18 protein-coding genes are annotated in these 25265 nt (G+C 63.0%); 9 read left to right on the top strand and 9 right to left on the bottom strand.

The genetic code is table 11. The annotated features are described in order from the left end of the window. Window positions 1–95 precede the first annotated feature (95 nt). Both galU and ACIPHM_RS14280 read right to left on the bottom strand, forming a co-directional pair. Window positions 96–980, bottom strand: a complete 885-nt coding sequence (galU, locus tag ACIPHM_RS14285; protein WP_400329025.1) for a UTP--glucose-1-phosphate uridylyltransferase GalU — start codon at window positions 978–980, stop codon at window positions 96–98. Window positions 981–1009: 29 nt separating this feature from the next. Further along, window positions 1010–3871, bottom strand: coding sequence for a valine--tRNA ligase (locus ACIPHM_RS14280; RefSeq protein ID WP_400329022.1), 2862 nt, complete (start codon window positions 3869–3871; stop codon window positions 1010–1012). 111 nt (window positions 3872–3982) lie between these two features. Between ACIPHM_RS14280 and ACIPHM_RS14275 the strand changes: the two genes are divergently transcribed. Beyond that, window positions 3983–6304, top strand: a complete 2322-nt coding sequence (locus tag ACIPHM_RS14275) for a UvrD-helicase domain-containing protein (protein ID WP_400329019.1) — start codon at window positions 3983–3985, stop codon at window positions 6302–6304. A gap of 138 nt (window positions 6305–6442) precedes the next feature. Here ACIPHM_RS14275 and ACIPHM_RS14270 read toward each other — a convergent pair whose 3' ends face one another. From ACIPHM_RS14270 to ACIPHM_RS14260, 3 genes are all read right to left on the bottom strand, one after another. Next, window positions 6443–7255: a BPSS1780 family membrane protein gene (locus ACIPHM_RS14270; protein WP_400329016.1), complete on the bottom strand. Its 813-nt coding sequence runs from the start codon at window positions 7253–7255 to the stop codon at window positions 6443–6445. Between the two features lie 31 nt (window positions 7256–7286). After that, a complete protein-coding gene (locus ACIPHM_RS14265) occupies window positions 7287–8258 on the bottom strand; it encodes a homoserine kinase (RefSeq protein ID WP_400329014.1) in 972 nt (323 codons plus the stop codon). A gap of 125 nt (window positions 8259–8383) precedes the next feature. After that, complete coding sequence (locus ACIPHM_RS14260) at window positions 8384–8755, bottom strand: hypothetical protein (protein WP_400329011.1); 372 nt, start codon at window positions 8753–8755, stop codon at window positions 8384–8386. 354 nt (window positions 8756–9109) lie between these two features. Between ACIPHM_RS14260 and ACIPHM_RS14255 the strand changes: the two genes are divergently transcribed. Further along, the gene (locus tag ACIPHM_RS14255; protein WP_400329008.1) at window positions 9110–10348 is read left to right on the top strand and encodes a YeeE/YedE family protein; all 1239 of its coding nucleotides are present in this window, start codon (window positions 9110–9112) and stop codon (window positions 10346–10348) included. Between the two features lie 102 nt (window positions 10349–10450). Here ACIPHM_RS14255 and ACIPHM_RS14250 read toward each other — a convergent pair whose 3' ends face one another. After that, the gene (locus ACIPHM_RS14250) at window positions 10451–11185 is read right to left on the bottom strand and encodes a TIGR00730 family Rossman fold protein (protein WP_400329005.1); all 735 of its coding nucleotides are present in this window, start codon (window positions 11183–11185) and stop codon (window positions 10451–10453) included. On the opposite strand from ACIPHM_RS14250, the gene polA reads away from it, so the two are divergent. From polA to ACIPHM_RS14230, 4 genes are all read left to right on the top strand, one after another. Next, complete coding sequence (gene polA, locus ACIPHM_RS14245; protein WP_400329002.1) at window positions 11186–13924, top strand: DNA polymerase I; 2739 nt, start codon at window positions 11186–11188, stop codon at window positions 13922–13924. Between the two features lie 258 nt (window positions 13925–14182). After that, the gene (locus ACIPHM_RS14240; RefSeq protein ID WP_400328999.1) at window positions 14183–15565 is read left to right on the top strand and encodes an NAD(P)/FAD-dependent oxidoreductase; all 1383 of its coding nucleotides are present in this window, start codon (window positions 14183–14185) and stop codon (window positions 15563–15565) included. A 246-nt stretch (window positions 15566–15811) separates the two neighbouring features. Continuing rightward, window positions 15812–16687 carry a dienelactone hydrolase family protein gene (locus tag ACIPHM_RS14235; RefSeq protein ID WP_400328996.1) on the top strand — a complete coding sequence of 292 codons (876 nt, stop codon included), beginning with the start codon at window positions 15812–15814 and terminating at the stop codon, window positions 16685–16687. Between the two features lie 395 nt (window positions 16688–17082). Next, window positions 17083–17979 (top strand): ZIP family metal transporter, encoded by an 897-nt coding sequence (locus ACIPHM_RS14230; RefSeq protein ID WP_400329109.1) that lies wholly within the window; start codon window positions 17083–17085, stop codon window positions 17977–17979. A gap of 285 nt (window positions 17980–18264) precedes the next feature. Here the strand turns inward: ACIPHM_RS14230 and ACIPHM_RS14225 are convergent, their stop codons facing one another. From ACIPHM_RS14225 to ACIPHM_RS14215, 3 genes are all read right to left on the bottom strand, one after another. Further along, window positions 18265–19149, bottom strand: a complete 885-nt coding sequence (locus ACIPHM_RS14225) for a sulfurtransferase (RefSeq protein WP_400328993.1) — start codon at window positions 19147–19149, stop codon at window positions 18265–18267. A gap of 42 nt (window positions 19150–19191) precedes the next feature. Next, window positions 19192–20046, bottom strand: coding sequence for a DMT family transporter (locus ACIPHM_RS14220; protein WP_400328991.1), 855 nt, complete (start codon window positions 20044–20046; stop codon window positions 19192–19194). A 293-nt stretch (window positions 20047–20339) separates the two neighbouring features. Beyond that, window positions 20340–21455, bottom strand: coding sequence for an aromatic ring-hydroxylating dioxygenase subunit alpha (locus tag ACIPHM_RS14215; protein WP_400328988.1), 1116 nt, complete (start codon window positions 21453–21455; stop codon window positions 20340–20342). A gap of 228 nt (window positions 21456–21683) precedes the next feature. Here ACIPHM_RS14215 and ACIPHM_RS14210 point away from each other — a divergent pair, with 228 nt between their 5' ends. The 3 genes from ACIPHM_RS14210 to dxs all read left to right on the top strand — a co-directional run bounded on the left by ACIPHM_RS14210 (window position 21684) and on the right by dxs (window position 25117). Further along, on the top strand, window positions 21684–21953 hold the full coding sequence (locus tag ACIPHM_RS14210) for an exodeoxyribonuclease VII small subunit (protein WP_400328985.1): 270 nt from the start codon (window positions 21684–21686) through the stop codon (window positions 21951–21953). A 117-nt stretch (window positions 21954–22070) separates the two neighbouring features. Continuing rightward, window positions 22071–22967: a polyprenyl synthetase family protein gene (locus ACIPHM_RS14205; RefSeq protein WP_400328982.1), complete on the top strand. Its 897-nt coding sequence runs from the start codon at window positions 22071–22073 to the stop codon at window positions 22965–22967. Window positions 22968–23200: 233 nt separating this feature from the next. Continuing rightward, a complete protein-coding gene (gene dxs / locus ACIPHM_RS14200; protein ID WP_400328979.1) occupies window positions 23201–25117 on the top strand; it encodes a 1-deoxy-D-xylulose-5-phosphate synthase in 1917 nt (638 codons plus the stop codon). Window positions 25118–25265 lie beyond the last annotated feature (148 nt).

The following is a 25265-nucleotide window of genomic DNA, read 5'->3' as shown; positions in this document are numbered from 1 at the left end:
CGGTAGCAAGCACCGTAGCGGCGCAGTAGCGCAGCAGGCACAAAAAAACCGACGGACACGCCGTCGGTTTTTTTATTGGATGCGTTGCTCTGCACTTACGTCAGATCGATTTGCACTTCGTCGCGCAAGTACTTGCGGAACGCGTCCTTCAACTCCGGGTGACGCAGTGCGAACTCCACCGTCGCCTTCAGGTAGCCGAGCTTGCTGCCGCAATCGAAACGCTTGCCCTTGTAGCGATAGGCCATCACGTTCTCGTCGCTGATCAGCTTCTGGATGGCGTCCGTCAACTGGATCTCGCCACCCGCGCCCTTTTCCTTCTCGCGAAGGTAATCGAAGATGCGCGGACGCAGGATGTAACGTCCCACCACACCCAGATTCGACGGTGCGTCTTCCGGGGCCGGCTTTTCAACGATGCCCTTCAGATTGAAGTATTCCTCGTCGGTGCCATCGCCCGCGACGACCCCGTAAGACCGGCTCTGCTCGATGGCGATCTCTTCAACGCCGATGATCGAGTTGTGATAACGATCGTAGAGATCGACCATCTGCTTGAGTACCGGCGGCTGGCCGTCGAGCAAGTCGTCGGCCAGAATGACGGCGAACGGCTCGTCGCCCACGAGCTTCTCGGCGCACAGTACGGCGTGTCCGAGACCCAGGGCTTCCGGCTGGCGCACGTAGAAGCAATCGACGTGCGGCGGCTTGATCGAGTTCACGACTTCGAGCAGCGCCTGCTTGTTCTTCGCCCTGAGTTCAGCTTCGAGCTCGAACGCCGTGTCGAAGTGATCTTCGATGGCGCGCTTGTTGCGGCCCGTCACGAAGATCATTTCGGTAATGCCGGCCGCAGCCGCTTCTTCCACGGCGTACTGAATCAACGGCTTGTCGACGACCGGCAGCATTTCCTTCGGGCTCGCCTTGGTCGCCGGCAAGAACCGGGTGCCGAGACCCGCGACGGGGAATACGGCTTTGGTCACAACGGTTTTCATTGATATCTCCCTGTTGGATACAGCGCGTCTCAGGCGGGCAGGCGGGCGAGCTGGGCCTGCAGTTTGCCAAGGACAGCCTCAAAGTCGACCAGTCGTTGCTTCTCGAGTTCCACCACGTTGGCAGGTGCGCGCGCCACGAAGCTCTCGTTGGAGAGCTTGCCGTGGCACTTTGCGATCTCACCTTCGAGACGCTTCACTTCCTTGCCGAGGCGTTCGCGCTCGGCCGCTACATCGATCTCCACCTTCAGCGCCAGCTTGTTCGCGCCCACCACGGCGAGCGGCGCACCGGCCGCCTGTGCGTCGAGCGTGGCCTCGTCAGCCAGCACTTGCACTTCGGAGAGCTTCGCGAGCGTTTGCAGATACGGGGCAATCGACGTGAGGAACGCCACATCGCCCGCGACCAGCAACGGCACGCGTTGCGCCGGCGAGAGATTCATTTCACCGCGCAGGTTACGGCAGGCGTCCACGGCAGCCTTCAACTGCTGCATCCAGGCTTCGTCGCCTTCGTCGATTTTGCTCGTATCCGCCACCGGGTACGGCTGCACCATGATACTGGCTTCGCCTACGGCCTTGTCCGCCGGGTAGCGGCCGGCCAGCGGTGCCACCTTCTGCCACAGGGCTTCGGTGATGAACGGGATGATCGGATGTGCCAGGCGCAGCACCGTTTCCAGCACACGCAGCAGCGTACGGCGCGTAGCGCGCTGTTGCGCGGGCGTGCCGTTCTGAATCTGCCACTTGGCCAGCTCGACGTACCAGTCGCAGTACTCGTCCCACACGAACTTGTAGATCGTGCTCGCGATGTTGTCGAAACGGTAATCGGCGAAGCCCTTGGCCACGTCGGCTTCCACGCGCTGGAGCAGCGACACGATCCAGCGGTCGGCGCGCGAGAAGTCGAGCTGACCTTCCGGGCCGCAATCGCCCACGCACGGGGCCAGACCGCAGTCATGGCCTTCGCAGTTCATCAGCACGAAGCGCGTGGCGTTCCACAGCTTGTTGCAGAAGTTGCGATAGCCTTCGCAGCGCGCCAGATCGAAGTTGATGTTGCGACCCAGCGTGGCCATCGAGGCGAACGTGAAGCGCAGCGCGTCGGTGCCGAACGGCGCGATGCCCTCCGGAAATTCCTTGCGGGTCTTCTTCTCGATGCTTGCCGCCTGCTTCGGGTTCATCAGCCCCGTTGTCCGCTTGGCGAGCAGGGCGTCGAGCGACACGCCGTCGACGATGTCGATCGGATCGAGCGTGTTGCCCTTCGACTTGGACATCTTCTGGCCTTCGGCGTCGCGCACGAGACCGTGCACATACACGGTCTTGAACGGCACCTTGCCGGTGAAGTGCGTGGTCATCATGACCATGCGCGCCACCCAGAAGAAGATGATGTCGAAGCCGGTCACGAGGACCGACGACGGCAGGAAGTGCTTCAGTTCAGGCGTTTCCTGCGGCCAGCCGAGCGACGAGAACGGCACGAGCGCCGACGAGAACCACGTGTCGAGCACGTCTTCGTCGCGCTTGAGCGCACCGGTCGAGCCGGCAGCACGCGCCTTCTCGATGGCTTCTTCTTCCGTGCGGGCGACGAACACGTTACCTGCGTCGTCGTACCACGCCGGAATCTGATGACCCCACCAGAGCTGACGCGAGATACACCAGTCCTGAATGTTTTCGAGCCATTGGTTGTAGGTCGTCGTCCAGTTCTCCGGCACGAACTTGATTTCACCGCTGCGCACCACGTCGAGCGCGGTTTCGGTGATCGACTTGCCGGGATGGAACGTGCCCTCGGGCGCGGGCTTGCTCATCGCCACGAACCACTGGTCGGTGAGCATCGGCTCGATGACCGTGCCGGTGCGGTCGCTGCGCGGCACCATCAGCTTGTGCGGCTTGACCGATTCGAGCAGGCCGAGTGCGTCGAGGTCGGCCACGATCTGCTTGCGCGCGTCGAAACGATCCAGCCCACGGTACTTTTTCGGGGCATTCTCGTTGATCTTCGCGTCGAGCGTGAGGATGTTGATTTGCGGCAGGTTGTGACGCTGACCCACGGCGTAATCGTTGAAGTCGTGCGCCGGCGTGACTTTCACCACGCCCGTGCCGAATTCGAGATCGACGTAATCGTCGGCGATGATCGGGATTTCGCGATCGCACAGCGGCAGCGTAGCCGTCTTGCCGATCAGGTGCCTGTAGCGCTCGTCTTCCGGATGCACCATCAGCGCCGTGTCGCCCAGCATCGTTTCCGGACGCGTGGTGGCCACCGTGAGCGAACCCGAGCCGTCGGCGAGCGGGTAGCGGATGTGCCACAGCGAGCCTTCTTCTTCCTCGCTCACCACTTCCAGATCGGACACGGCGGTGAGCAGGGTGGATTCCCAGTTCACGAGGCGTTTGCCGCGATAGATCAGCCCCTGCTCGTGGAGCGTGACGAACACGTCACGCACGGCACGCGACATCTTCTCGTCCATCGTGAAGTATTCGCGGCTCCAATCGATGGAAGCCCCGAGGCGGCGCACCTGACGCGTGATCGTGCTGCCCGACTCTTCCTTCCACTCCCAGACGCGCTCGACGAACTTCTCGCGGCCGAGGTCGTGGCGCGAGACCTTCTGGGCATCCAGCTGGCGCTCGACGACGATCTGCGTGGCAATGCCCGCGTGGTCGGTGCCCGGCACCCAGAGGGTGTTCGCGCCCTTCATGCGGTGGTAGCGCGTCAGACCATCCATGATGGTCTGGTTGAACGCGTGACCCATGTGCAGCGTGCCGGTAACGTTCGGCGGCGGCAACTGGATGCTGAAATCTTCGCGGGCGTCGTCGAAAGTCGGGCGGGCATAGCCGCGGCGCTCCCACTCGGGGCCCCAGTGGGCTTCGACGTCCTGCGGCTCGAAGCTCTTGGCAAGCGTATTGTCGCTGTCGCTCATGGATTGGATGGACCGTGTAATGCGTGAAACCCTGAATTATAAAAGATTCGGTGCCATTTCCGCGGCGCGGCAGGATTTATAATCGGGTTTCACTCGAAATTCCTTCCCGACATGCCCGATCTGCTCGCCAATCTGAACCCCGAACAACTGGCCGCCGTCACGCTTCCCGACGAGCCGGCCCTCATTCTTGCGGGCGCGGGTTCGGGCAAAACGCGCGTGCTTACCACCCGTATCGCCTGGTTGATCCAGCAGGGGCACGTCGGCCCGGCAGGCATTCTGGCGGTGACCTTCACCAACAAGGCGGCCAAGGAAATGCAGGCCCGCCTGGGCGCGATGCTGCCGATCAGCACGCGGGCGATGTGGATCGGCACGTTCCACGGGCTGTGTAATCGCATGCTGCGCGCGCATTTTCGCGACGCCGGGCTGCCGCAGAGTTTTCAGATTCTGGACCAGTCCGATCAGCTTTCCGCCATCAAGCGAATGATGAAGGCGGCGAATGTCGACGATGAGAAATTCCCACCCAAGAATCTCCAGTATTTCATCAACAACGCCAAGGAACAGGGCCTGCGCCCGCATGAGGTCGAGGCCAACGACGCGTTCAACCAGAAGTTCGTCGAGCTCTACGCCACGTATCAGGAGCAATGTCAGCGCGAAGGTGTGGTCGATTTTGCCGAACTGCTGCTGCGCTGTTTCGAGTTGCTAAAGCACAACGAACCGCTGCGCGTGCATTATCAGTCGCGCTTCCGTCACATTCTTGTCGACGAGTTCCAGGACACCAACAAGCTCCAGTACGCGTGGCTCAAGATGCTCGCGGGAACCCATGCCGCCGTGTTCGCCGTGGGTGACGATGATCAGAGCATCTACGCGTTTCGTGGTGCCAACGTCGGCAATATGGCCGACTTCGAGCGCGAATTTCGCGTTCGTCACATGATAAAGCTGGAGCAGAACTACCGTTCGCACGGCAATATTCTCGACGCCGCCAACGCGCTGATTTCGAACAACGCGCGGCGTCTGGGCAAGAATCTGCGCACCGACGCGGGGCACGGCGAGCCGATTCGCGTTTTTGAGGCGACCACCGATCTGCAAGAGGCGAGCTGGCTCGTCGACGAGATCAAGGGACTGGTCGCGCAAGGGCTCTCGCGGCAGGACGTGGCGATCCTGTATCGCAGCAACGCGCAGTCGCGGGTCATGGAGCACGCACTCGTGGGCGCGGGCATTGCGTACCGTGTGTACGGCGGTCTGCGCTTTTTCGAGCGTCAGGAAGTCAAGCACGCGCTGGCTTACCTGCGTCTGATCGAGAATCCGAACGACGATACGGCTTTCGCACGGGTCGTGAACTTCCCGACGCGGGGCATTGGCGCTCGCTCGCTGGAGCAACTGGCCGACGCCGCGCGTCTGTACAACTGCTCGATGTATGCCGCCGTGCCTTATATGACCGGCAAGGCGGGTACCAATCTGTTGGCGTTCGTGCGGATGATTGAACAGATGCGCAGCGATACGGGGCGCCTCACGCTGCCGGAAGTGGTCACGCACGTTATCGACGCGAGCGGCCTGATCGCGCATTACCAGACCGAGAAGGAAGGTCAGGATCGTATCGAGAACTTGCAGGAACTGGTGCACGCGGCCACGGCATTCATTGCCGAGGAGGGCTATGGGCTCGATGCGCCGGCACGGCTGGTGGCGATGCGGCCCGCGCTGCCGGGCGCGCCGGACGTGCTGGCGTCGCCCGATGGCGTGGTCGACGCCGATGCGCCGGTCGAGATGACGCCGCTGGCGGGGTTCCTCTCGCACGCGTCGCTCGAAGCGGGCGATAACCAGGCCGAAGCCGGGCAGGACGCCGTGCAACTGATGACGGTGCATGCAGCCAAGGGCCTTGAATTCACGGCGGTTTTCGTCACCGGTCTGGAAGAGGGGCTGTTCCCGCACGAGAACAGTGCGCTGGAGCTCGACGGCCTCGAAGAAGAGCGCCGGCTGATGTATGTGGCGATCACGCGCGCCAAGGAGCGGCTGTATCTGTCGTTCACGCAAAGCCGCATGCTGCATGGCCAGACGCGCTACAACGTGCGCTCGCGTTTCTTCGAGGAAATCCCCGATGAGGTGCTGAAGTTCCTCACGCCGCGGGCGCAGCCGGGGGCGCGTCTGGGGCATGCCGAGCCAGCCTGGGGGCGCGACTGGTTTGCGCGTCCGCAGACGAGTGCGCCGAAGCCGGACGAGTGGGCGGCCACGAAGTCGGAACAGGCGCTCGCGAACCGTTCACGCGCATCGGATACCGGCTTCAAGCTGGGGCAGGGCGTGTTCCATACGAAGTTCGGCGAGGGCAAGATCATCGGACTCGAGGGCGCGGGCGACGAAGCGCGCGCCCACGTGAAGTTCGGCCGCCACGGCGAGAAGTGGCTGGCGTTGGCCGTCGCAAAACTCCAGCCGATCGAGTGACGATGCGGTCATCGATTCGATGATGTCGCGGTCGCAGGCATGAAAAAGGGCACCCTTGGGTGCCCTTTGTTTTGGGTGTCGCTTCACGTTGCGTCACGTTGCTTCACGTCGCTTGACGTTGATCGACGTCTCTGGCGCTTACGCCTCGGGCGGCGAGACGTTCGGGTCGATGGCGCCGATCTCCTGCACGCCAAAGCAGCCACGATAGCTCGCGTAGAACGTGCAGTACATGATGGCGGCGAACAGCAGCGAGAGCGGCCAGATCACGAGCATCACGTACTGGAAGATGCCCAATACGGCCATCACGACCATCAGGATCATGGCGGTGGCCATCGCGAGCAACATCACGCAAAGACCGTAGACCACGAACGCGCGGAAGTTGCGAACACAGGCCGTCCAGCTGAAAAAGATGGCTTTGACGGGGGGGATGTCGTGCCAGGCGACCAATATCGGCGCGAACCAGAACAACATGGCCACCGGAATGTAGGCGAGGGCGAACGCGAGCACCGCTGCCATGCCGGCCGTGCCGTTCATGACTTCGTCGCGATTGACGCTGCCGTCGAACAGCAGCTTGTTGAGCAGTGCGCTGCCATCGAACAGCGACGAGACGAGATAGGCGATGACCGTCGCCAGCATGTAATAGCCGCCGAGGATCAGCAGTCTGCGCGCGATCTCCTTGCCGTGACCGCGAAAGCCGTCGAGCAGTACCTGCGGTAGCACCTGTTTGTTTTTGATGATGTCGCGGCAGGCGGCCATGAATCCTACCGACAGGCCCGGAACGAGCACCAGCGACACGAGTCCGCCGACCACGGGCACGATGGAAATCACCAGCATGCCGAACAGGTAGGCGAACAACAGGGTCATGATGGCGAGCGGGTTCTTGCGGAACAGCCAGATGCCCTGGCGCAGCCACACATAACCACTCTTCGGCGGGACTTCAAGCAATTGCATAGGGTTCGAATGACTCCGATTGGGCGCCGGGTTACAGCCAGGGAATGGAAACGGCTTCGATGCGTTGGCGCAGGATTCGTTCGAAATGCCCCGGATCGTGTGGCTTGAGCATTTCGGCCGCCCGAGGCAAGTGAAAATCATACAGGCGCGAGACCCAGAAGCGCAGCGCACCTGCTCGCAGCATGTCGCGCCAGTGCGACGCCTCGATGTCCGTGAGCGGGCGCACGGTTTCGTAGGCGCGCAGCATGGCGTGCACGCGGGCGTCGTCCAGCACGCCGGTCGTCAGGTCGCAGCACCAGTCGTTGACCGTCACGGCCAGATCGAACAGCCACTTGTCGCAACCGGCAAAGTAAAAGTCGAAGAAGCCGCCCAAACGCGGCGAGCCGTCTTTTTCCTTGTCGAACAGCACATTGTCGCGGAACAGGTCGCAATGGCACGGCCCTGCCTGCATGGCGCGGTAGTCGCTCGACGCGAAAAACGCTTCCTGATGCGCCATCTCGCGCTCGAGCAGCGTGCGCTCCGCATCGCTCAGGAACGGCAGCACCTGGGGCGCTGCCTCGCGCCACCACGGCAGGCTGCGCAGGTTGGCCTGCTCAAGCGTGAAGTCGCGTCCGGCCAGATGCATGCGGGCGAGCATTGCGCCGACGTGCGCGCAGTGTTCGGGCGCGGGCGACAGCTCGGAGCGCCCAGCCAGCTTGGTGACGATGGTCGCCGGTTTGCCGTTGAGCTCGCCGAGAATCTCGCCCGTGCGGTCCGGAATCGGATCGGGCACCGGCACGCTGTGATGGGCCAGATGACCCATCAATTGCAGATAGAACGGCAACTGCGTGGCCGTGAGCTTCTCGAACAGCGTCAGCACGAACTCGCCGCGCTCGGTCGTCAGGAAGTAGTTGGTGTTCTCGATGCCCGAGCTGATGCCGCGGAAATCGAGGACATTCCCCAAATCGTAGCGTTGCAGCCACTGGTGGAGCTGCTCGGGCGAGACAGAAGTGAAAACGGCCATGCGTGCGTTGAATGGATAAGACTCAGACAAACGGCCCGCGCACGGGCAGCGGGCCGCTGGTTCGAGACATACAGGAAACTGGCGCGCCGGCAATGGCGCGCGAATGGATCAGATTACCAGAGACGTCAGAATTTCAGTCCGACGGACGGCAGACGGTCGTTTTGCGACGTGTTGTCACGGGCGCGCGGCGAATTGTCGGGCGGCGTGGTCAATTGGTAGTTGGTGCCGAAACGGGAATGGACGTCGATCTCCGTGGGCTTGCCGCGATCGCGGTACTCGGTCACGGTGGTGCCCTGGTCGTTGACGTAATAGCTAGGCTTGCGCTCCTGGTTGACGTCGACCGACTGGTTGCTGGTCGCCGCGGCGCGGGCGTCCGCCTCGCGTTTGGCGGCCTGCGCGGCGGTTTCCGCGCCATCTTGGGCAAACGCATGACCGGCGAACAGCAGGCCGGCGCCGATCAGCAGGGGCAGGGCACGGGAAAAGCGCGTTTTCATCATTATTCTCCGAGGGCGGGAACGCATCTGCAACGTGCGGGGTAAGCCGGGCCGGTGCAGCGGGCTCCAATATGTCCATTCTATCAAACGTGCTCTGCTTCGCATTGTGAAATCGCGTTGGATGTGCCGTGGTTGCTTGCCTGCGCAGCGATGGTGCTTGTCGTATGAACGTTTTGTGACAGAACGCAGAGCCGGCGTGGCGACCGGCTAACGCCGAATCGGGAATTTCTATATTCCAGGGGGTTATAAGAAAATCACTAAACGGTCGTTTCCCTCGCGTTCCCCGTCTGGCATCCTGCGACGTTGTCTCAATGGGTGGCCGCGTGCCGCCCATCTGCATTCTGGAGTCAGAAAGTCATGTCGTCTTCCGCCGCTCAGGCCACCGTCAAAACGGTTCCGCCTTCGCCTTCCTCTTCCTACAATGCCCGTCCGCTGACTGTCGCGCTGCTGCTCATCGTCATTGGCATCGCCTATCTGCAGGCGACGGTCGGGCCCAAGCAGGCCGCGCTGGCCGGCGTCGGGGCATTGCTTGGTGTCGCGCTTTATCACGCCGCGTTCGGTTTCACGTCGGCCTGGCGCGTGTTCATTGCCGATCGTCGTGGCGCGGGCTTGCGCGCGCAGATGGTGATGCTCGCCGTCGGTGTCGTGCTGTTCTTCCCGGCGCTGGCCGAGGGAACGCTCTTCGGCAACAAGGTCGTCGGCCTCGTCTCGCCGGTCGGTGTGTCCGTGGCGTTCGGCGCCTTCATCTTCGGTATCGGCATGCAGCTCGGCGGCGGGTGCGCCTCGGGCACGCTCTATACCGCAGGCGGCGGCAATACGCGCATGATCGTCACGCTCGCGGCGTTCATCGTCGGCTCGGTTGTCGCCACCGCCCATCTGCCGTGGTGGGAGTCGCTGCCGCATATCAAGCCCGTCTCGCTGGTCAAGGTGTGGGGCCTGTGGCCTGCGCTCATCGCCAACCTCGCGCTGTTCGCCGCGATTGGCGTGTTCACGCTGTGGGCGGAGAAGCGTCGCCATGGCCGTGTCGTCGGTGTGCCGATGACGCACAGCGCCAAGGGCACGCCCAAGCTGCTGCGGGGTCCGTGGCCGTTGCTGTGGGGAGCGCTGGCGCTCGTGCTGCTCAATTACGCGACGCTCGTGCTCGCGGGCCGTCCGTGGGGGGTGACGTCTGCCTTCGCGCTGTGGGGCGCCAAGGCGTTCATGGCGCTCGGCGTCGACGTGGCCTCGTGGCCGTACTGGGTCAAGCAGGCCAACGTGCTGAACGCGCCGGTCTCGCAGGACGTGACGACGGTCATGGACCTCGGCATCATTCTCGGTGCGCTGGTCGCGGCATCGTTGGCGGGCAAGTTCGCGCCGGTGTGGAAGATTCCGCTGCGCTCGCTGCTCGCGGCGGTCGTGGGGGGCCTGCTGCTCGGCTACGGCGCGCGTCTGGCATACGGCTGCAATATCGGCGCGTACTTCAGCGGCATCGTCTCGGGCAGCCTGCACGGCTGGCTGTGGCTGGTGGCGGCGTTCTTCGGCAACGTGTTCGGCACGCGTCTGCGTCCGTTCTTCGGTCTGGAAGTCGAGACCACGCCGCGCGAAAGCGGCTGCTGATCTGCTTCACTCGGCGGCAGATCACCGTCTGCCAATGAAAAACGGCGCTCGCGATCACTCGCGGCGCCGTTTTTGCATTCGTGACGAAGATCACGAAGGCGCTTACAGATAGAACATCTTTTCGCTGGTTTCGGTTTCGGGCTCGATGTGGCCGTCGTAGAAGGCGAATACGGCCTTGAGGATTTCGTCCGGGTCGTCGATGACCTGCACCAGATCGAGGTCCTTTTCGCTGATGAGGCCCATCGGCAGCATGGTCGAGCGCACCCAGTCGAGCAGCCCTTTCCAGAACTCCGAGCCCACGAGAATCACGGGCACGTGACGCGACTTCTGCGTCTGGATGAGGGTGAGGACTTCGGACAACTCGTCGAGCGTGCCGAAGCCACCCGGCATGATGACGAAGGCGTCCGAGTTCTTCACGAACGTGACCTTGCGCGTGAAGAAGTGACGAAAGCGCAGCGAGATGTCCTGCCACTGATTGCCCTTCTGTTCGTGCGGCAGTTCGATGTTCAGGCCGACGGTCGGCGACGCGCCGCCATGGGCGCCCTTGTTGGCCGCTTCCATGATGCCGGGGCCGCCGCCGGAGATCACCGCAAAGCCGTTGTCCGAGAACTTGCGCGCGATGGTCATCGTCAATTTGTAGAACGGCGATTTGGGCTTGATGCGCGCGCTGCCATAGATGCTCACTGCAGGGCGGATCTCGGACAGGTACTCGGTCGCCTCGATGAACTCTGCCATAATCGTGAACATCTGCCACGACGCGCGCGCCTTCTTGGCGGTGGCGCGCTCATGGTCTGCCAACATGCGCAGACTCGGTATCTCTTTTCTTCTCTTGGTCATATGTCGGAACAGCAAAGTCTGGAAGGTAAGACGCTCTTATTGGTCGATGGTTCGAGTTATCTTTATCGAGCCTATCACGCCCTGCCGGATTTGCGCGGCCCCAACGGCGAACCTACGGGCGCGCTTCACGGCATCGTCAATATGCTGCGCCGCATGCGTAAAGACGTTCATGCAGAGTATAGCGCCTGCGTTTTCGACGCCAAGGGCAAGACTTTCCGCGATGATTGGTATCCCGAATACAAGGCGAATCGTCCGTCGATGCCGGAGGATCTGCGCGCGCAGATTGAGCCAATTCACGAAGCGGTGCGCGCCATGGGCTGGCCGCTGCTGATGATCGACGGTGTGGAAGCGGATGACGTCATCGGCACGCTGGCGAAGCACGCATCCGAGCGCGGCATGCGCGTGGTCGTCTCGACGGGCGACAAGGATCTGGCCCAACTCGTGAACGACCGCGTGACGCTTGTCAACACGATGACCAACGAAACGCTCGACGCCGCGGCCGTCACCGCGAAATTCGGTGTACCGCCCGAGCGTATCGTCGATTACCTCACACTCGTGGGCGACACGGTCGACAACGTGCCGGGCGTGGAAAAATGCGGGCCGAAGACGGCCGTCAAGTGGCTCAGCCAGTATGGCGATCTCGACCGTCTCGTCGCGAATGCCGCCGAGGTCAAAGGCGCTGTCGGCGAGAACCTGCGCCGTGCGCTCGACTGGCTGCCCATGGGGCGCAAGCTCGTGACGGTGGCGCTCGACTGCGATCTCGCGCCGCAGGTCACCTCTATCGAAGCGAGTCTGCAAACGCAGCCCGAAGATGTTGAAGTCCTGCGCGATTTCTTCTCGCGTCACGGCTTCAAGACGTTGTTGCGCGAAGCGGAAGCGGCGGTCGCCACGCAGGCCGGCGAGCCGGCCCCGGCGCCCATGGCCGACACTATCGAGCGTCAGTACGAAGCCGTGCTGACGTGGGAGCAATTCGACGCATGGCTGAAGACCATCGAAGCCGCGGAACTGACGGCGTTCGACACGGAGACGACCTCGCTCGATGCGATGCAGGCGCAACTCGTGGGTCTGTCGTTCTCGTGCGAGCCCGGTCGTGCCGCGTACATTCCGGTCGCGCACCGTGCACCGGGCGAAGTCGAGCAGTTGCCGCGTGACGAAGTGCTGGCGCGTCTGAAGCACTGGCTCGAAAGTCCCGAGCACAAGAAGGTCGGTCAGAACCTGAAGTACGACGCGCACGTACTGGAAAACTACGGCATCGCGCTGCGCGGCATTGCTCACGACACCTTGCTCCAATCGTATGTGCTGGAGTCGCACCGCAGCCACGATATGGACAGCCTCGCGTCGCGGCATCTGGGCGTGACCACCGTCAAATATGAAGACGTGTGCGGCAAGGGCGCGAAGCAGATTGGCTTCGACGACGTCACCGTCGAGCGGGCCACCGAATACGCTGCGGAAGACGCCGACATCACGCTGCGTTTGCACCGTGCGCTGTATCCCGACGTTGCGCGCGAGGCCACGCTGGAATTCGTCTATCGCGATATCGAAATGCCGACGGCGCGCGTGCTCCAGCGCATGGAGCGCAACGGCGTGCTGGTCGACACGGCGCGTCTGGCGGCGCAAAGCGATGAGATCGGCCGCAAGCTGGTGACGCTCGAAACCGAGGCGTACACGCTCGCCGGACAGCAGTTCAATCTGAATTCTCCGAAGCAGATCGGTGACATTTTCTTCACGCAACTGCAACTGCCGGTCGTCAAGAAGACGGCGAGCGGGGCGCCGTCGACCGATGAAGAAGTGCTCCAGAAGCTCGCAGAGGACTATCCGTTGCCGAAGGTGCTGCTCGAGTATCGCGGCCTCGCCAAGCTCAAGTCGACCTACACCGACAAGTTGCCGAAGATGGTCAACCCGGCGACGGGTCGCGTGCACACGAATTACGCGCAGGCCGTGGCGATCACCGGCCGTCTGGCGTCGAACGATCCGAACTTGCAGAACATTCCGGTGCGCACGGCTGAAGGCCGCCGCATTCGCGAAGCGTTCATCGCGCCGCCGGGCAGCCAACTGGTGTCGGCCGACTACTCGCAGATCGAGTTGCGCATCATGGCCCACATCTCGGGCGACGAAAGCCTGCTGCGGGCCTTCGCCAATGGCGAGGACATCCACCGTGCGACCGCGGCGGAGATCTTTGCCGTCACGCCGCTGGAGGTCTCCTCCGAGCAGCGCCGCTACGCCAAGGTCATCAACTTCGGTCTGATCTACGGCATGAGCGCGTTCGGGCTGGCGGCGAATCTGGGCATCGAGCGCGACGCCGCGAAGCAATACATCGACCGCTACTTCATGCGCTATCCGGGCGTAGCGCGTTATATGGACGAGACGCGCAAGAGCGCCAAGGCGCGCGGCTATGTGGAGACGGTGTTCGGCCGTCGTCTGTGGTTGCCGGACATCAACGGCGGCAACGGGCCGCGCCGTCAGGCCGCCGAGCGTGCGGCCATCAACGCGCCGATGCAGGGCACGGCGGCCGACCTCATCAAGCTCTCGATGGTTGCCGTGCAGCGCTGGCTGGACGACAGCGGCTTGCAGACGCGTCAGATCATGCAGGTGCACGATGAACTGGTGCTGGAAGTGCCGGATCACGAGTTGGCGGAAGTTCGCAAGCGTTTGCCGGAACTGATGTGCGGGGTGGCAAAGCTGCGCGTGCCGCTGGTAGCCGAAGTCGGCGTTGGCGAGAACTGGGAGCAGGCGCACTGAGCTTCTGCGCCATTGCGCCGTTGCGCGATGGCACGCCACGTGGCTGACGCCTAAAGTGCTTGCGTGACGTGGGGCGTAGCTTGCTGTGGCTGTCGCAATGCGTCGACACCTGACGTCACGATTGGGACCACGCAATAGCAGGAATAGGAACGCAGGAATACCCTAATCCCGCACTCTGCGGTAAGGTAATCGCTATCGCCGGTTTGGCACAGCCCGACCGGCCGGACGGTTTTCCAAGCACGGGGAGTTATTGTGAGTGTGCATCGCATTGTTGTGGTCGGCGGCGGCGCCGGCGGTCTCGAACTTGTCACCCGGCTGGGCGACAAGTACGGGCGTGGCAAGGACGTTCAAATTACGCTGGTCGACCGTTCGCTGTCGCACATCTGGAAGCCGTTGCTGCACGAGGTCGCAGCCGGGGTCATGGACACGGCGACGCATCAGCTCTCTTACGTGGCGCAGGCCAACTGGCACCACTTCGAGTTCGCGACGGGCGAGATGATCGGCCTGGACCGCGCGGCCAAGACGATTCGTCTGGCGGCGGTGCCTGCGGCGGCCGACGAAGGCGAGGGCGATCTGCTGCCCGAGCGCACCTTGCCGTACGACACGCTGGTGCTCGCCATCGGCAGCACGACCAACTTTTTCGGTGTGCGCGGCGCGCAAGAAAACACCATTGCCCTGGATACGGTCGAGCAGGCCGAACGCTTCCGTCGCCGTTTGATGGCCGCGTGCGTGCGTGCGCAGAACGCGGCCGAAACGCCGGAGCCGGCTGCTGCTGTTGCACCTGCGGCCGCCGGGACGCAACCGACCGGCGCGCTGCTGTCGCCGGCGGCGGGACATGGGCGTCCCAAAGTCAATCTCGTCATCGTGGGGGCGGGGGCGACGGGCGTGGAGCTCTCTGCGGAGCTGCGCAATACGGCGGAAGTGCTGCGCTCGTATGGTCTGAAGCTCGATCCGCGCAAGGACGTGCGCATTACCATCATCGAATCGAGCCCGCGCATTCTCAAAGCGCTGCCTGAACGGGTGTCGGGAGCGGTGGCCGGATTGCTCACCAAGCTCGACGTCGATATTCTGTGTGGCGATTCGGTGGCCGAAGTGCGTCCGAACGAAGTGACGACGACGAGCGGCAAGGTGCTGCCGGCCGACATCACGGTCTGGTCGGCAGGTATTACCGCACCGCCGGTGCTCGGCACGTTGGGGCTCGCCGTCAATCGTCTGAATCAGATCGAAGTGCTGCCGACGCTCCAGAGCAAGACCGATCCGGACATCTTCGCGTTCGGCGATTGCGCCAGTTGCGAGTGGCCGGAGCATGGGTTCGTGCCGCCGCGCGCGCAAGCCGCGCACCAGCAGGCGAGCTTTCTGGTCAAGGCGATCGACGCGCGGCTCAAGGGCCGAAGCCTGCCGACGTTCACGTATCGCGATTTCGGTTCGTTGGTCTCGCTGGGCAAATTTAGCGCGGTGGGCAATCTGATGGGCGGTCTGATCGGCGGCAGCATGTTCATCGAAGGGCTGTTCGCTCGGGTGATGTACACCTCGCTCTATCGGATGCACGTCGCCGCACTGCACGGTGTCTGGCGCATGATGCTCGATACTGTGGCGAATCGACTGCGCCGCTCCACCGTGCCGCGTGTGAAGCTGCACTGAGGTTTGTTCGCTGAGTGTTGTTGAGTATTGTTAGGGACGGCCGCGCGAGTTTCATCCTCGCGCGGCCGGCTTTTTAGGCGTTCCCGACCGTCTCACGCACGGTTTCGGATGAATCCGATCGCGCTCGCGGCGTTGTCCGAGTGCAAGCGCATTCCCTCTCTAGTAATATCCGAACGTCCGGCCTCGGGTCGGCGGCTCGTCTCGGTTTTCCCCTTCTCTTACTGACGCTTTCTCCTGGAGTGCGACATGTCGCAAGCGGATCTGGATAGTCTCGTGCCTGAAGTGGCACCGCGTAACCGGCGTGATTTTCTGAAGACCGCTGTCGGCTCGGCGTTCGCGCTGGCGGTACTGCCGGTGGCTGCCGAAACGGTCACCACCGACTCGCAAGGGCTCGACACGGGCGAACACATGCTCGACGTGCCTGGCATCAAAATGCCGGTGTACTACGCAAAGCCTGCCGGGAAAACGCATTTGCCGACGATCATCGTCGTCTCCGAGATCTTCGGCGTGCACCAGCACATTGCCGATATCTGCCGTCGCTTCGCGAAGCTCGGGTATCTGGCGCTCGCGCCGGAGTTGTTCGCACGCGCGGGCGATCCGCAGTCGCTGGGCACGATTGCCGAGATCCAGTCGCAGATCGTGGCCAAGACCCCGGACAAGCAAGTGCTGGGCGATATCGACGCAACGGTCAAATGGGCGGTCGCCAACGGCGGCGACGAGAAGCGGCTGGGCATTACCGGTTTCTGCTGGGGCGGACGCGTGACCTGGCTCTACGATGCGCACAACCCGAACATCAAGGCGGCGGTGGCCTGGTACGGGCGCATCGTGGGCGACAAGAGTGAGAGCTTCCCGCAAAACCCGATTGATATCGCGGGCAAATTGCATGGCCCGCTGCTGGGGCTCTACGGCGGCAAGGACACGGGCATTCCGGTGGCGAGCGTCGAGCAGGCACGTGAGGCGCTGGCGAAGGGCGATGCTGCATCGAAGGGCTCCACGCTGAAAGTGTTCCCGAACTCGGGGCATGCGTTCTTCGCGGATTACCGTTCGAGCTACGTCGAAGCGGACGCGAAGGAAGGCTGGACGCTGACACTCGACTGGTTCCGCAAGCACGGCGTCGCCTGAGTTGACGGCTTGCGCTGCGTGCCCGAGTTGCTGATCTGAGCTGTTCTCGATATCGCACGAGCCGTCGCGGGCTGAACTGGCTGCGCATCCGTCCGGGCGGCCGGAAATGCGGGATGTCGTAGTGTCGTGTGGATAGGGGGGGGCGCCTACGTTTGCCGATTTGCGCTGCCGACATCGCGGGCGGACCGTTGCGGGTTGAGCCGAGGGTGCTCGGGTGCCGCAAGGGCGGCCGGTTTGCCTACGTTTGCCAATTTGCGCTACCGATATCGCGGGTGGACCGTTGCGGGCTAAGCGGATGGCGTTCGCCTGGGATATCGTTGCGTCGGGCGGGTAGACGGTTTGCCTGCGACGGTAAAAGCTGGTTAAATCGCCGCCTTGCCTGCGGGAGAATCACCATCGACGCCATCTTTCTTTTCATCGTTATCGCTACGCTGGCTTCCGGCGTGCTGAGCCTTGCCGGGGCGGCGTCGCTGTCGCTGGGGCTGCTCTCCAAGCTCATCGACAAGATGGTCAGCTTCTCGGCGGGCGTGTTGCTCGGCACGGCGCTGCTGCATTTGCTGCCGGAGAGTCTGGAGTCGCACGTTGACGCGCACATCATTACGCGCTGGCTGCTCGGCGGCCTGCTGGGGTTCTTCCTGCTGGAGAAGCTGGCGCTGCTGCGTCATAGCCATCACCACGAGGGCGACGGCCATCATCACGAGCACGGCCACGACGCGCATGAGGCGGGCAAGGGCGGCTGGATGATTCTGGTGGGGAGCGCCATTCACAACTTTGCCGACGGCGTGGTGATTGCGGCGGCGTTCCTCACCGATCCCCGTCTTGGCGTTGCGGCGACGGTGTCGATTACCGTGCACGAAGTGGCGCATAAACTGGGCGACTTCATGGTGTTGCTCAATGCGGGCTTCAAGCGCCGCAAGGCGCTGGTGCTGACGTTGGCGTCGAGCCTGACGGCATTGCTGGGCGGCATGCTCGGATACTTCATGCTCGACCGCCTTCAGAGCCTGATTCCGTATTTGCTGGCGCTGGCCGCGAGCAGCTTCATCTACATCGCGGTATCGGATCTGATGCCGCAGATGCAGCGGCGAACGTCGCCGCGCGATGCGCTGCCGCAAATCCTGCTGATTGGCGTGGGGCTGGCATTGGTCGTGTGGCTCAACGGTCACGATCATGACCACGGGCACGGACACGACCATGAGAGCGGCGGAAGTGCGCTCGCGATGTCGCCAGAGGTGGGGGCGGCGCAAAGCGGCGGTGTAATGGGTGAAACAGGTGTAACGACCGGCAGCCGGTAACGCCTCGCCGCACGAGAGCGGCCGGGCACGGTTGACGCGTTGCGCCGGCAGGTGCGCACATGAGAAAGGGCGTCTCGAGAGACGCCCTTTCTCATTGAATGCCCCGGCATTGCCGCCAATCAGTCCGTATGGCTTACCGTCGCTTACAACGGCTTTGAGCCGTCTGCTGCGGATTCAGGTGGCGTTAGACGTTTAGTGACTTCGAATGACTTCGCGCGACGTCAAGCGACCCTAACCCTGCCCAGCCTCCGCCACAGCATTGGCCCCGCGCCCCGGGGCATCCGCTTACGGCTGTGCGCCGGTGGCAACCGGGCGGCGCTTGTCCGCACACCATTCGCTCCACGACCCCGGATAGAGGCTGGCGCCGTGCAGGCCGGCGACTTCCATTGCGAGCAGGTTGTGGCAAGCCGTCACGCCCGAGCCGCATTGCGAGATGACTCGCTCCGGCAGTCGGTTCGGGCCGATAACCTGCGTGAACTCTTCGCGAAGCGTGGCGGCAGGTTTGAAACGGCCGTCCGGTCCGAGGTTGTCCTTGAAGAAGCGATTGGCGGCGCCCGGAATGTGGCCACCGATCGGATCGAGCGTTTCGTTCTCGCCGCGATAGCGATCCGGTGCGCGCGCGTCGATCACCAGACGCTCATGCGAGGTGAGATTGCGCTCGATGGCGGCGGCATCGGCCGTCGTGGCCAGCGGCTCGCCCGGTGCGAAGTCACCGGCGGGCGGCTCCTCGGGCGGAGCGGCGTCGAGCGTGAAGCCTGCGGCTTCCCACGCTTGCAGGCCGCCGTCGAGCACCGCAACGGACTCGTGTCCCAGCCAGCGCAGCAACCACCACAGACGCGCGGCGTACATGCCGCCTTGCGCGTCGTACGCGACGACTTGCTGGCCCTTCGACAATCCGTAGGTTGCGAGATGTCGCACGAGCGTGTCGCGATCGGGCAGCGGGTGACGGCCGTTCTTGCCGGTCGGCTTTCCGGAAAGATCACGCTCCAGATGCGCATAGAACGCACCGAAGATATGACCCTTGACGTAGGCTTCCTCGCCGGCTGTCGGGTTGGCGAGATCGAAGCGGCAATCGAAGATGATCACCGGGGCGCCGCCGCCGGCGGCGGTTTGCATCAGCGCGTGGAGATTTTGCGGGCTGATAAGCGTGGTGAAGTGGGTGTGAATCATGACGTCTCCACAGACGGGCGTGGGGAATTCGTCCGGCGGCGATCACGCGGAGGCCGAGGGCCGGCGAAGTGCGGTCATGCCGCTCGCCACGATGAGCAGCATGCCGATCCAGCCGGCCAGTGCAGGCCAGTCGCCCCAGACAAGCATGCTGATCAGTGTAGCGAAGATTACGCCCGAGTATTGCAGATTCGCAGTGACAAGCGTATTGCCCAGGCTGAACGCCCGTGTGAGTGCGGTTTGCGCGATGAGTGCGGCAATGCCCACGCCTAGCATCAGGCCGGCGCCGCGCCACGTCAGCGCGTGCATGCCGTCGATGGCGACCCAGCCGAGGCCCAGCAATACGCCACCCGCCGAGAAATAAAAGACGATGCGCCAGTCCGGCTCGCCCGCAGCTCCCAGTTCCTTGACCTGCATGTAGGCCACGGCAGAGAACACGCCCGAGACGACGCCTGCGACCCCACCGCCCCAGGCCTGGCTATCGATAGTCGGCTGTAACAGCAGGGCGACGCCGACGAAGCCCGCGAAAACTGCCGCCACCAGTCGGAAATCGGTGCGCAGGCTCCCGCGGATCGCCGCCGTTCCCATGACGATCAGCGAAATCCAGATCGGCGACATGTAGTTGAGCGTCATTGCCGTGGAAAGCGGCAATTGGGTGAGCGAATAGAACCAGAGACCGAGCGAGATGACGCCAGCCGTGCTGCGTTTGACGTGGGAGCCCAAGTGCCGCGTGCGGATCGACTGGCCGCGAAAGCGAGCAATCGCCAGTAGGACGATCACGCCGATCAGGCTGCGGTAGAGCACGATTTCGCCGGTGTTGTATTCGTTTGCCGCCAGTTTGATGAAGAGCCCCATCAACGTGAACATGAAGGCGGAGACCAACATCCAGAGCGATTGCATGGCGAATTGTGGCCGACTGGCGGCGAGAAAGACGAATTAGCGCGTTTTGTGCCGAACGCAGGCAACGCATGCAGCACGAATCGCTGGCGCATGGTCATAAGGAAAGCATGGCGACGATTCTAACGAAAACGGCGGGCGCATGGCCCGCCGTTCAGCGAATTTTCGGCAAATATTTAATTCAGTCTCGCGAGCACCACAGCAGCACCCCTGCTACGCCATCACGGCCATCCGGTGAGATCTCGGCCGGGGGTTCCTGCTTTCTCGTGATGTGAGACGTCCTGGCCGTGCGGCGCTCAGAAGTCGCCCATCTGACGACGCAGGAACTCATGGAAATGCTGCATGCCGTCTTCCATCGGGCTCTGATACGGACCGACTTCCGACACGCCGCGCTCGAACAGGGCGCGACGCCCGGCATCCATGCGTTCGGCGATCTCGTCGTCTTCCCGCGCTGTTTCCATATACGCGGCGCGCTCGGCCTCGATGAATTCGCGCTCGAAGAGCGCAATTTCCTCGGGGTAATAGAATTCGACGATGTTCGTCGTCTTCTGCGGACCACGCGGAATCAGCCATGACACCACGAGCACGTGCGGATACCACTCGATCATCAGATGGGGGTAGTACACCATCCAGATCGCGCCGAAGTCCGGCGGCACGCCTTCGCGGTAACGCAGCAGCACGTCGTGCCACTTGCGATAGATCGGGCTGCCCGGTTTGGCGAGACCGTCGTGCACGCCTACCGTCTGCACGCTGTACCAGTCGCCGAACTCCCAGCTCAGGTCTTCGCACGAGACGAAACTGCCCAGACCGGGGTGGAACGGCACGACGTGATAGTCCTCGAGATAAACCTCGATGAACGTCTTCCAGTTGTAGTTACATTCGTGCACTTCGACGTGATCGAACATGAAGTTCGAAAAGTCGAGATGGTGTTTCACGCCGAGGCGCGAGAGGTCGGCCTGTACGTCGCGGCCCTGCGCTTCGAACAGCAGCCCGTTCCAGCTCTGCAGCGGGAACTTGCCGAGGTTCAGGCAGGGCTTCTCCGGGAAATGCGGCGCGCCGAGCAGTTCGCCCTTCGTGTCGTAAGTCCACCGGTGCAGCGGGCACACAATATTGGGTGTGTTCCCGCGACCACCTAGCATGATCGCCTGGCGATGACGGCAGACGTTCGAGAGCAGTTCGATGCCGTTATGCTCGCCCGCGCCATTGCGGACCAGCATGCGGCCTTCCTGCTCCGCCGGCAGGGCGAAATAATCGCCCGCTTCCGGGACCATCAGTTCGTGACCCACGTAGCGGGGGCCGTGTTTAAAGAGGACTTCACGCTCGCGGGCGAGGAGCGCCTCGTCGAAATACGTGTAGACCGGCAGTTGGCTCGAGGCCGGTTTCAATTGCAAAGCGCTGCTTAGATTGGACATTCCCACTCCCGACTAGCTTGAAAGCAGTGAACTACCCAACCATCGAAAAATCGATTTAGGGGAACCGACGATTATACCCGGTATGGACTTCCGGGGGCCGCTAAGTCCATGATTTACGTTAAATATTGTCCGAAAAAAGTCATCGCGACCCGTTTTGAGGCAATTTACGCTCTGCGAGCTAGTGCGCTTTTGCCGTAAAATGGAACATTCGACCCGAATTTTGCGTTTATGGCCAAGACTGCAAAGTCGCAAGACGCGGCGCCAGAGGTGCCGCAAGACCTTCCCGAGACCTACGAGGCTGCGCTAGCCGAGCTGGAAAAGCTCGTCGGGCGCATGGAGGGTGGCGAGCTGGGACTGGAGGAATCGCTGGGCGCCTATCGGCGCGGCGCCGTGCTGGTGAAGTATTGCCAGGGCCTGCTCGAGAAGGTTGAGCAGCAGGTGAAGGTGCTCGAAGGCGAGACGCTCAAGCCGCTCGAACCGGCGCGCGACGAGTTCTGAGTCGCACCCCCGATTGAGCAAGGCGGCAAGACGACCCACGACCCAAAGCGTTCCCAGGCGACACCGGGGCGCCTCAATAACACGCACGGCCTGAAGGGTACGTGCAGGACGAAGACGATGGCGGATCAGAATATCAAGGCCTGGATGCAGGCAGTGCAGGCTCGTGTGGAACAGGCGCTCGACGCCGCGCTGCCCAAGGCAGCCGATGGCGGCTCGGCGCGACTCAACGAATCGATGCGATACGCCGTGCTCGGCGGCGGCAAGCGGGTGCGCCCGTTGCTGTGCTTCGCCGCGGGCGAAGTGACGCAGGCCAGCGAGACGGCCCTGGACCGTGCGGCATGCGCGGTCGAAATGATTCACGCCTATTCGCTGGTGCACGACGATCTGCCGTGCATGGACGACGACGAAATGCGCCGCGGCAAGCCGACCGTCCACGTGCAATATGACGAACCCACCGGCCTGCTCGCCGGCGATGGCCTGCAAACGCAGGCGTTCGTGGTGCTGGGCGAAGCCACGGGCGATCTGAGCGCGGCGCAGTCGCTCGCGCTGGTGCGCGAACTGGCGCTGGCTTCGGGCGCGCTCGGCATGGCCGGCGGTCAGGCCATCGATCTGGAAAGCGTGGGTATCAAGCTCACGCAGTCGCAACTGGAAAACATGCACCGCCTGAAGACGGGGGCGCTGCTGCGTGCCTCGCTGCGTATGGGGGCGATTTGCGGCCGTGCGCTGTCGGACGACGAAACCGTCGCGCTCGATGCCTATGCGGCCGCTGTCGGACTCGCCTTCCAGGTCGTGGACGATATTCTCGATGCGACGGCCGATTCGGCCACGCTGGGCAAGACGGCGGGCAAGGATGCCGCCAACGACAAGCCGACGTATGTGTCGCTGATGGGCCTTGACGGTGCGCGCGGCTATGCCGAGAAACTGCGTGCCGACGCTCATGCGGCGAGCGCGTCGCTGGGTAACGCGGATCGTTTGCGTGCGCTGGCCGATTACGTGGTCGATCGCATCAACTGATCGAGCGTAGTGGTGTGGGCCGGCATCCGCCGTATGTGCGGAGCGCCGGCGGGACAGATTTCTGAACGGTTCCGCGAGCGCGGCAGGATTGCGTGGCGGGAGCGGTATGCAGTAGATACAAGCATGGGGCAAGGAGGGTCGGCGCGATCTCCCCACAGAACGCACCGGCAGGAGATCGGGAACAGCTCACAGGGGGTGCTGCCCGGTATAAAACGCCTATATATGGAACGACGATGTACGAACTTCTAAATACTATCGATGACCCGGCCGATTTGCGGCGTCTGGAGCGTCGTCAACTCGCGCCGCTGGCCGAAGAGCTGCGTGCCTTCGTGCTCGAGAGCGTGTCGCGCACGGGCGGCCACCTGTCGTCCAACCTCGGCACGGTCGAGTTGACGATTGCGCTGCATTACGTCTTCAACACGCCGGAAGATCGCATTGTCTGGGACGTGGGCCACCAGAGCTATCCGCACAAGATCCTGACCGGGCGTCGCGGCGCCATGGGTTCGCTGCGTCAGCTCGGCGGCATTTCGGGCTTCCCGAAGCGCGACGAATCGCCGTACGACACGTTCGGCACGGCGCACTCGAGCACGTCGATCTCGGCGGCCCTCGGCATGGCGCTCGGCGCTCGCACGAAGGGCGAAAACCGTTTCGGTATCGCGGTGATCGGCGACGGCTCGATGACAGCCGGCATGGCGTTCGAAGCGATGAACAACGCGGGCGTTCACGAAGACGTGCCGCTGCTGGTCATCCTGAACGACAACGATATGTCGATCTCGCCGCCGGTCGGCGCGCTCAATCGTTATCTGGCGCGCCTGATGTCGGGCCGTTTCTACGCCGCCGCGAAGAAGGGTGTGGAGAAGGTGCTGAGCGTGGCGCCGCCGGTGCTGGAACTGGCACGCAAGTTCGAAGAACATGCCAAGGGCATGGTCGTGCCCGCCACGATGTTCGAAGAGTTCGGCTTCAACTACATCGGCCCGATTGACGGTCACGACCTCGACTCGCTGATCCCGACGCTCGAAAACATCAAGAATCTGAAGGGGCCGCAATTCCTGCACGTCGTCACGCGCAAGGGTTACGGCTACAAGCTCGCCGAAGCGGATCCGGTGCTGTATCACGGCCCGGGCAAGTTCAACCCGGCCGAGGGCATCAAGCCGAGCACGAGCAGCAAGAAGACTTACACGCAAGTGTTCGGCGACTGGCTGTGCGATATGGCCGCTGCGGACAAGCGCATCGTGGGGATCACCCCGGCCATGCGTGAGGGTTCGGGGATGGTGGAATTCGAGAAGCGCTTCCCGGATCGTTATTACGACGTGGGCATCGCCGAACAACATGCCGTGACGTTCGCTGGTGGCATGGCGACCGAAGGCCTCAAGCCGGTTGTCGCCATCTATTCGACGTTCCTGCAACGCGGTTATGACCAACTGATTCACGACGTCGCCTTGCAGAACCTGCCGGTCGTCTTCGCATTGGATCGTTCGGGTCTCGTTGGTGCCGACGGGGCAACGCACGCCGGGGCTTACGACATTCCGTTCATGCGTTGCATCCCGAACATGGTCGTGATGGCGCCGTCGGACGAAAACGAATGCCGTCAGATGCTCTACACCGGTGTGCAGATCGATGGTCCGTCGGCTGTGCGTTACCCGCGTGGCGCGGGCACGGGCGCTGTAATCGAGCAGACGATGACGGCGTTGCCGATCGGCAAGGGTATCGTGCGTCGCGAAAGCCAGGCCGAGGCCGGGCGCCGCGTGGCGATTCTGGCGTTCGGCAGCATGGTCGCGCCGTCGCTTGCCGCTGCCGCGCAACTGGACGCTACCGTGGCCGACATGCGCTTCGTCAAGCCGATCGACGATGCGTTGATCGCGCGACTGGCGCAGACGCATGATTATCTCGTGACGGTCGAAGAGGGTAGCATCATGGGGGGCGCCGGTTCTGCGGTCGCAGAATCCCTGTTGGCCAGTGGGGGTAATCGACCCGTACTACAATTGGGCCTGCCTGATCGCTTCATCGATCATGGCGACCCGGCGTTGCTCCTGTCGGGCGTGGGTCTCGACGCCGCAGGCATCGCCAAGTCGATCTGCGAGCGCTTCGATCTCAAGCCGGCAGAGGCATCGCAGGCAGCGGGCAAGGTCACAACGAAGCTCGTCGCCTGAACCACCCGGTAGTCTTGAATGTCTGAACGATCCGGCTTGCGCGCCGGATCGTTTCATTTTGCATAGCGCTTTTCCATCGCGTGCCGGGAGTCTCCGGCACGTTCCCGGTGGCACTCGCCAGAGGCTTGCGAGCCGAGCATTGGATACG

It is taken from the genome of Pandoraea sp. NPDC087047, assembly GCF_044745225.1.
GTDB lineage: Bacteria > Pseudomonadota > Gammaproteobacteria > Burkholderiales > Burkholderiaceae > Pandoraea.
This window is presented reverse-complemented; position numbering and strand designations above follow the sequence as displayed.

Coding starts and splice junctions, on each gene's coding strand:
- galU (WP_400329025.1), bottom strand. CDS start 980: ATGAAAACCGTTGTGACCAAAGCCGTATTCCCCGTCGCGGGTCTCGGC.
- ACIPHM_RS14280 (WP_400329022.1), bottom strand. CDS start 3,871: ATGAGCGACAGCGACAATACGCTTGCCAAGAGCTTCGAGCCGCAGGAC.
- ACIPHM_RS14275 (WP_400329019.1), top strand. CDS start 3,983: ATGCCCGATCTGCTCGCCAATCTGAACCCCGAACAACTGGCCGCCGTC.
- ACIPHM_RS14270 (WP_400329016.1), bottom strand. CDS start 7,255: ATGCAATTGCTTGAAGTCCCGCCGAAGAGTGGTTATGTGTGGCTGCGC.
- ACIPHM_RS14265 (WP_400329014.1), bottom strand. CDS start 8,258: ATGGCCGTTTTCACTTCTGTCTCGCCCGAGCAGCTCCACCAGTGGCTG.
- ACIPHM_RS14260 (WP_400329011.1), bottom strand. CDS start 8,755: ATGATGAAAACGCGCTTTTCCCGTGCCCTGCCCCTGCTGATCGGCGCC.
- ACIPHM_RS14255 (WP_400329008.1), top strand. CDS start 9,110: ATGTCGTCTTCCGCCGCTCAGGCCACCGTCAAAACGGTTCCGCCTTCG.
- ACIPHM_RS14250 (WP_400329005.1), bottom strand. CDS start 11,185: ATGACCAAGAGAAGAAAAGAGATACCGAGTCTGCGCATGTTGGCAGAC.
- polA (WP_400329002.1), top strand. CDS start 11,186: ATGTCGGAACAGCAAAGTCTGGAAGGTAAGACGCTCTTATTGGTCGAT.
- ACIPHM_RS14235 (WP_400328996.1), top strand. CDS start 15,812: ATGTCGCAAGCGGATCTGGATAGTCTCGTGCCTGAAGTGGCACCGCGT.
- ACIPHM_RS14225 (WP_400328993.1), bottom strand. CDS start 19,149: ATGATTCACACCCACTTCACCACGCTTATCAGCCCGCAAAATCTCCAC.
- ACIPHM_RS14220 (WP_400328991.1), bottom strand. CDS start 20,046: ATGCAATCGCTCTGGATGTTGGTCTCCGCCTTCATGTTCACGTTGATG.
- ACIPHM_RS14215 (WP_400328988.1), bottom strand. CDS start 21,455: ATGTCCAATCTAAGCAGCGCTTTGCAATTGAAACCGGCCTCGAGCCAA.
- ACIPHM_RS14210 (WP_400328985.1), top strand. CDS start 21,684: ATGGCCAAGACTGCAAAGTCGCAAGACGCGGCGCCAGAGGTGCCGCAA.
- ACIPHM_RS14205 (WP_400328982.1), top strand. CDS start 22,071: ATGGCGGATCAGAATATCAAGGCCTGGATGCAGGCAGTGCAGGCTCGT.
- dxs (WP_400328979.1), top strand. CDS start 23,201: ATGTACGAACTTCTAAATACTATCGATGACCCGGCCGATTTGCGGCGT.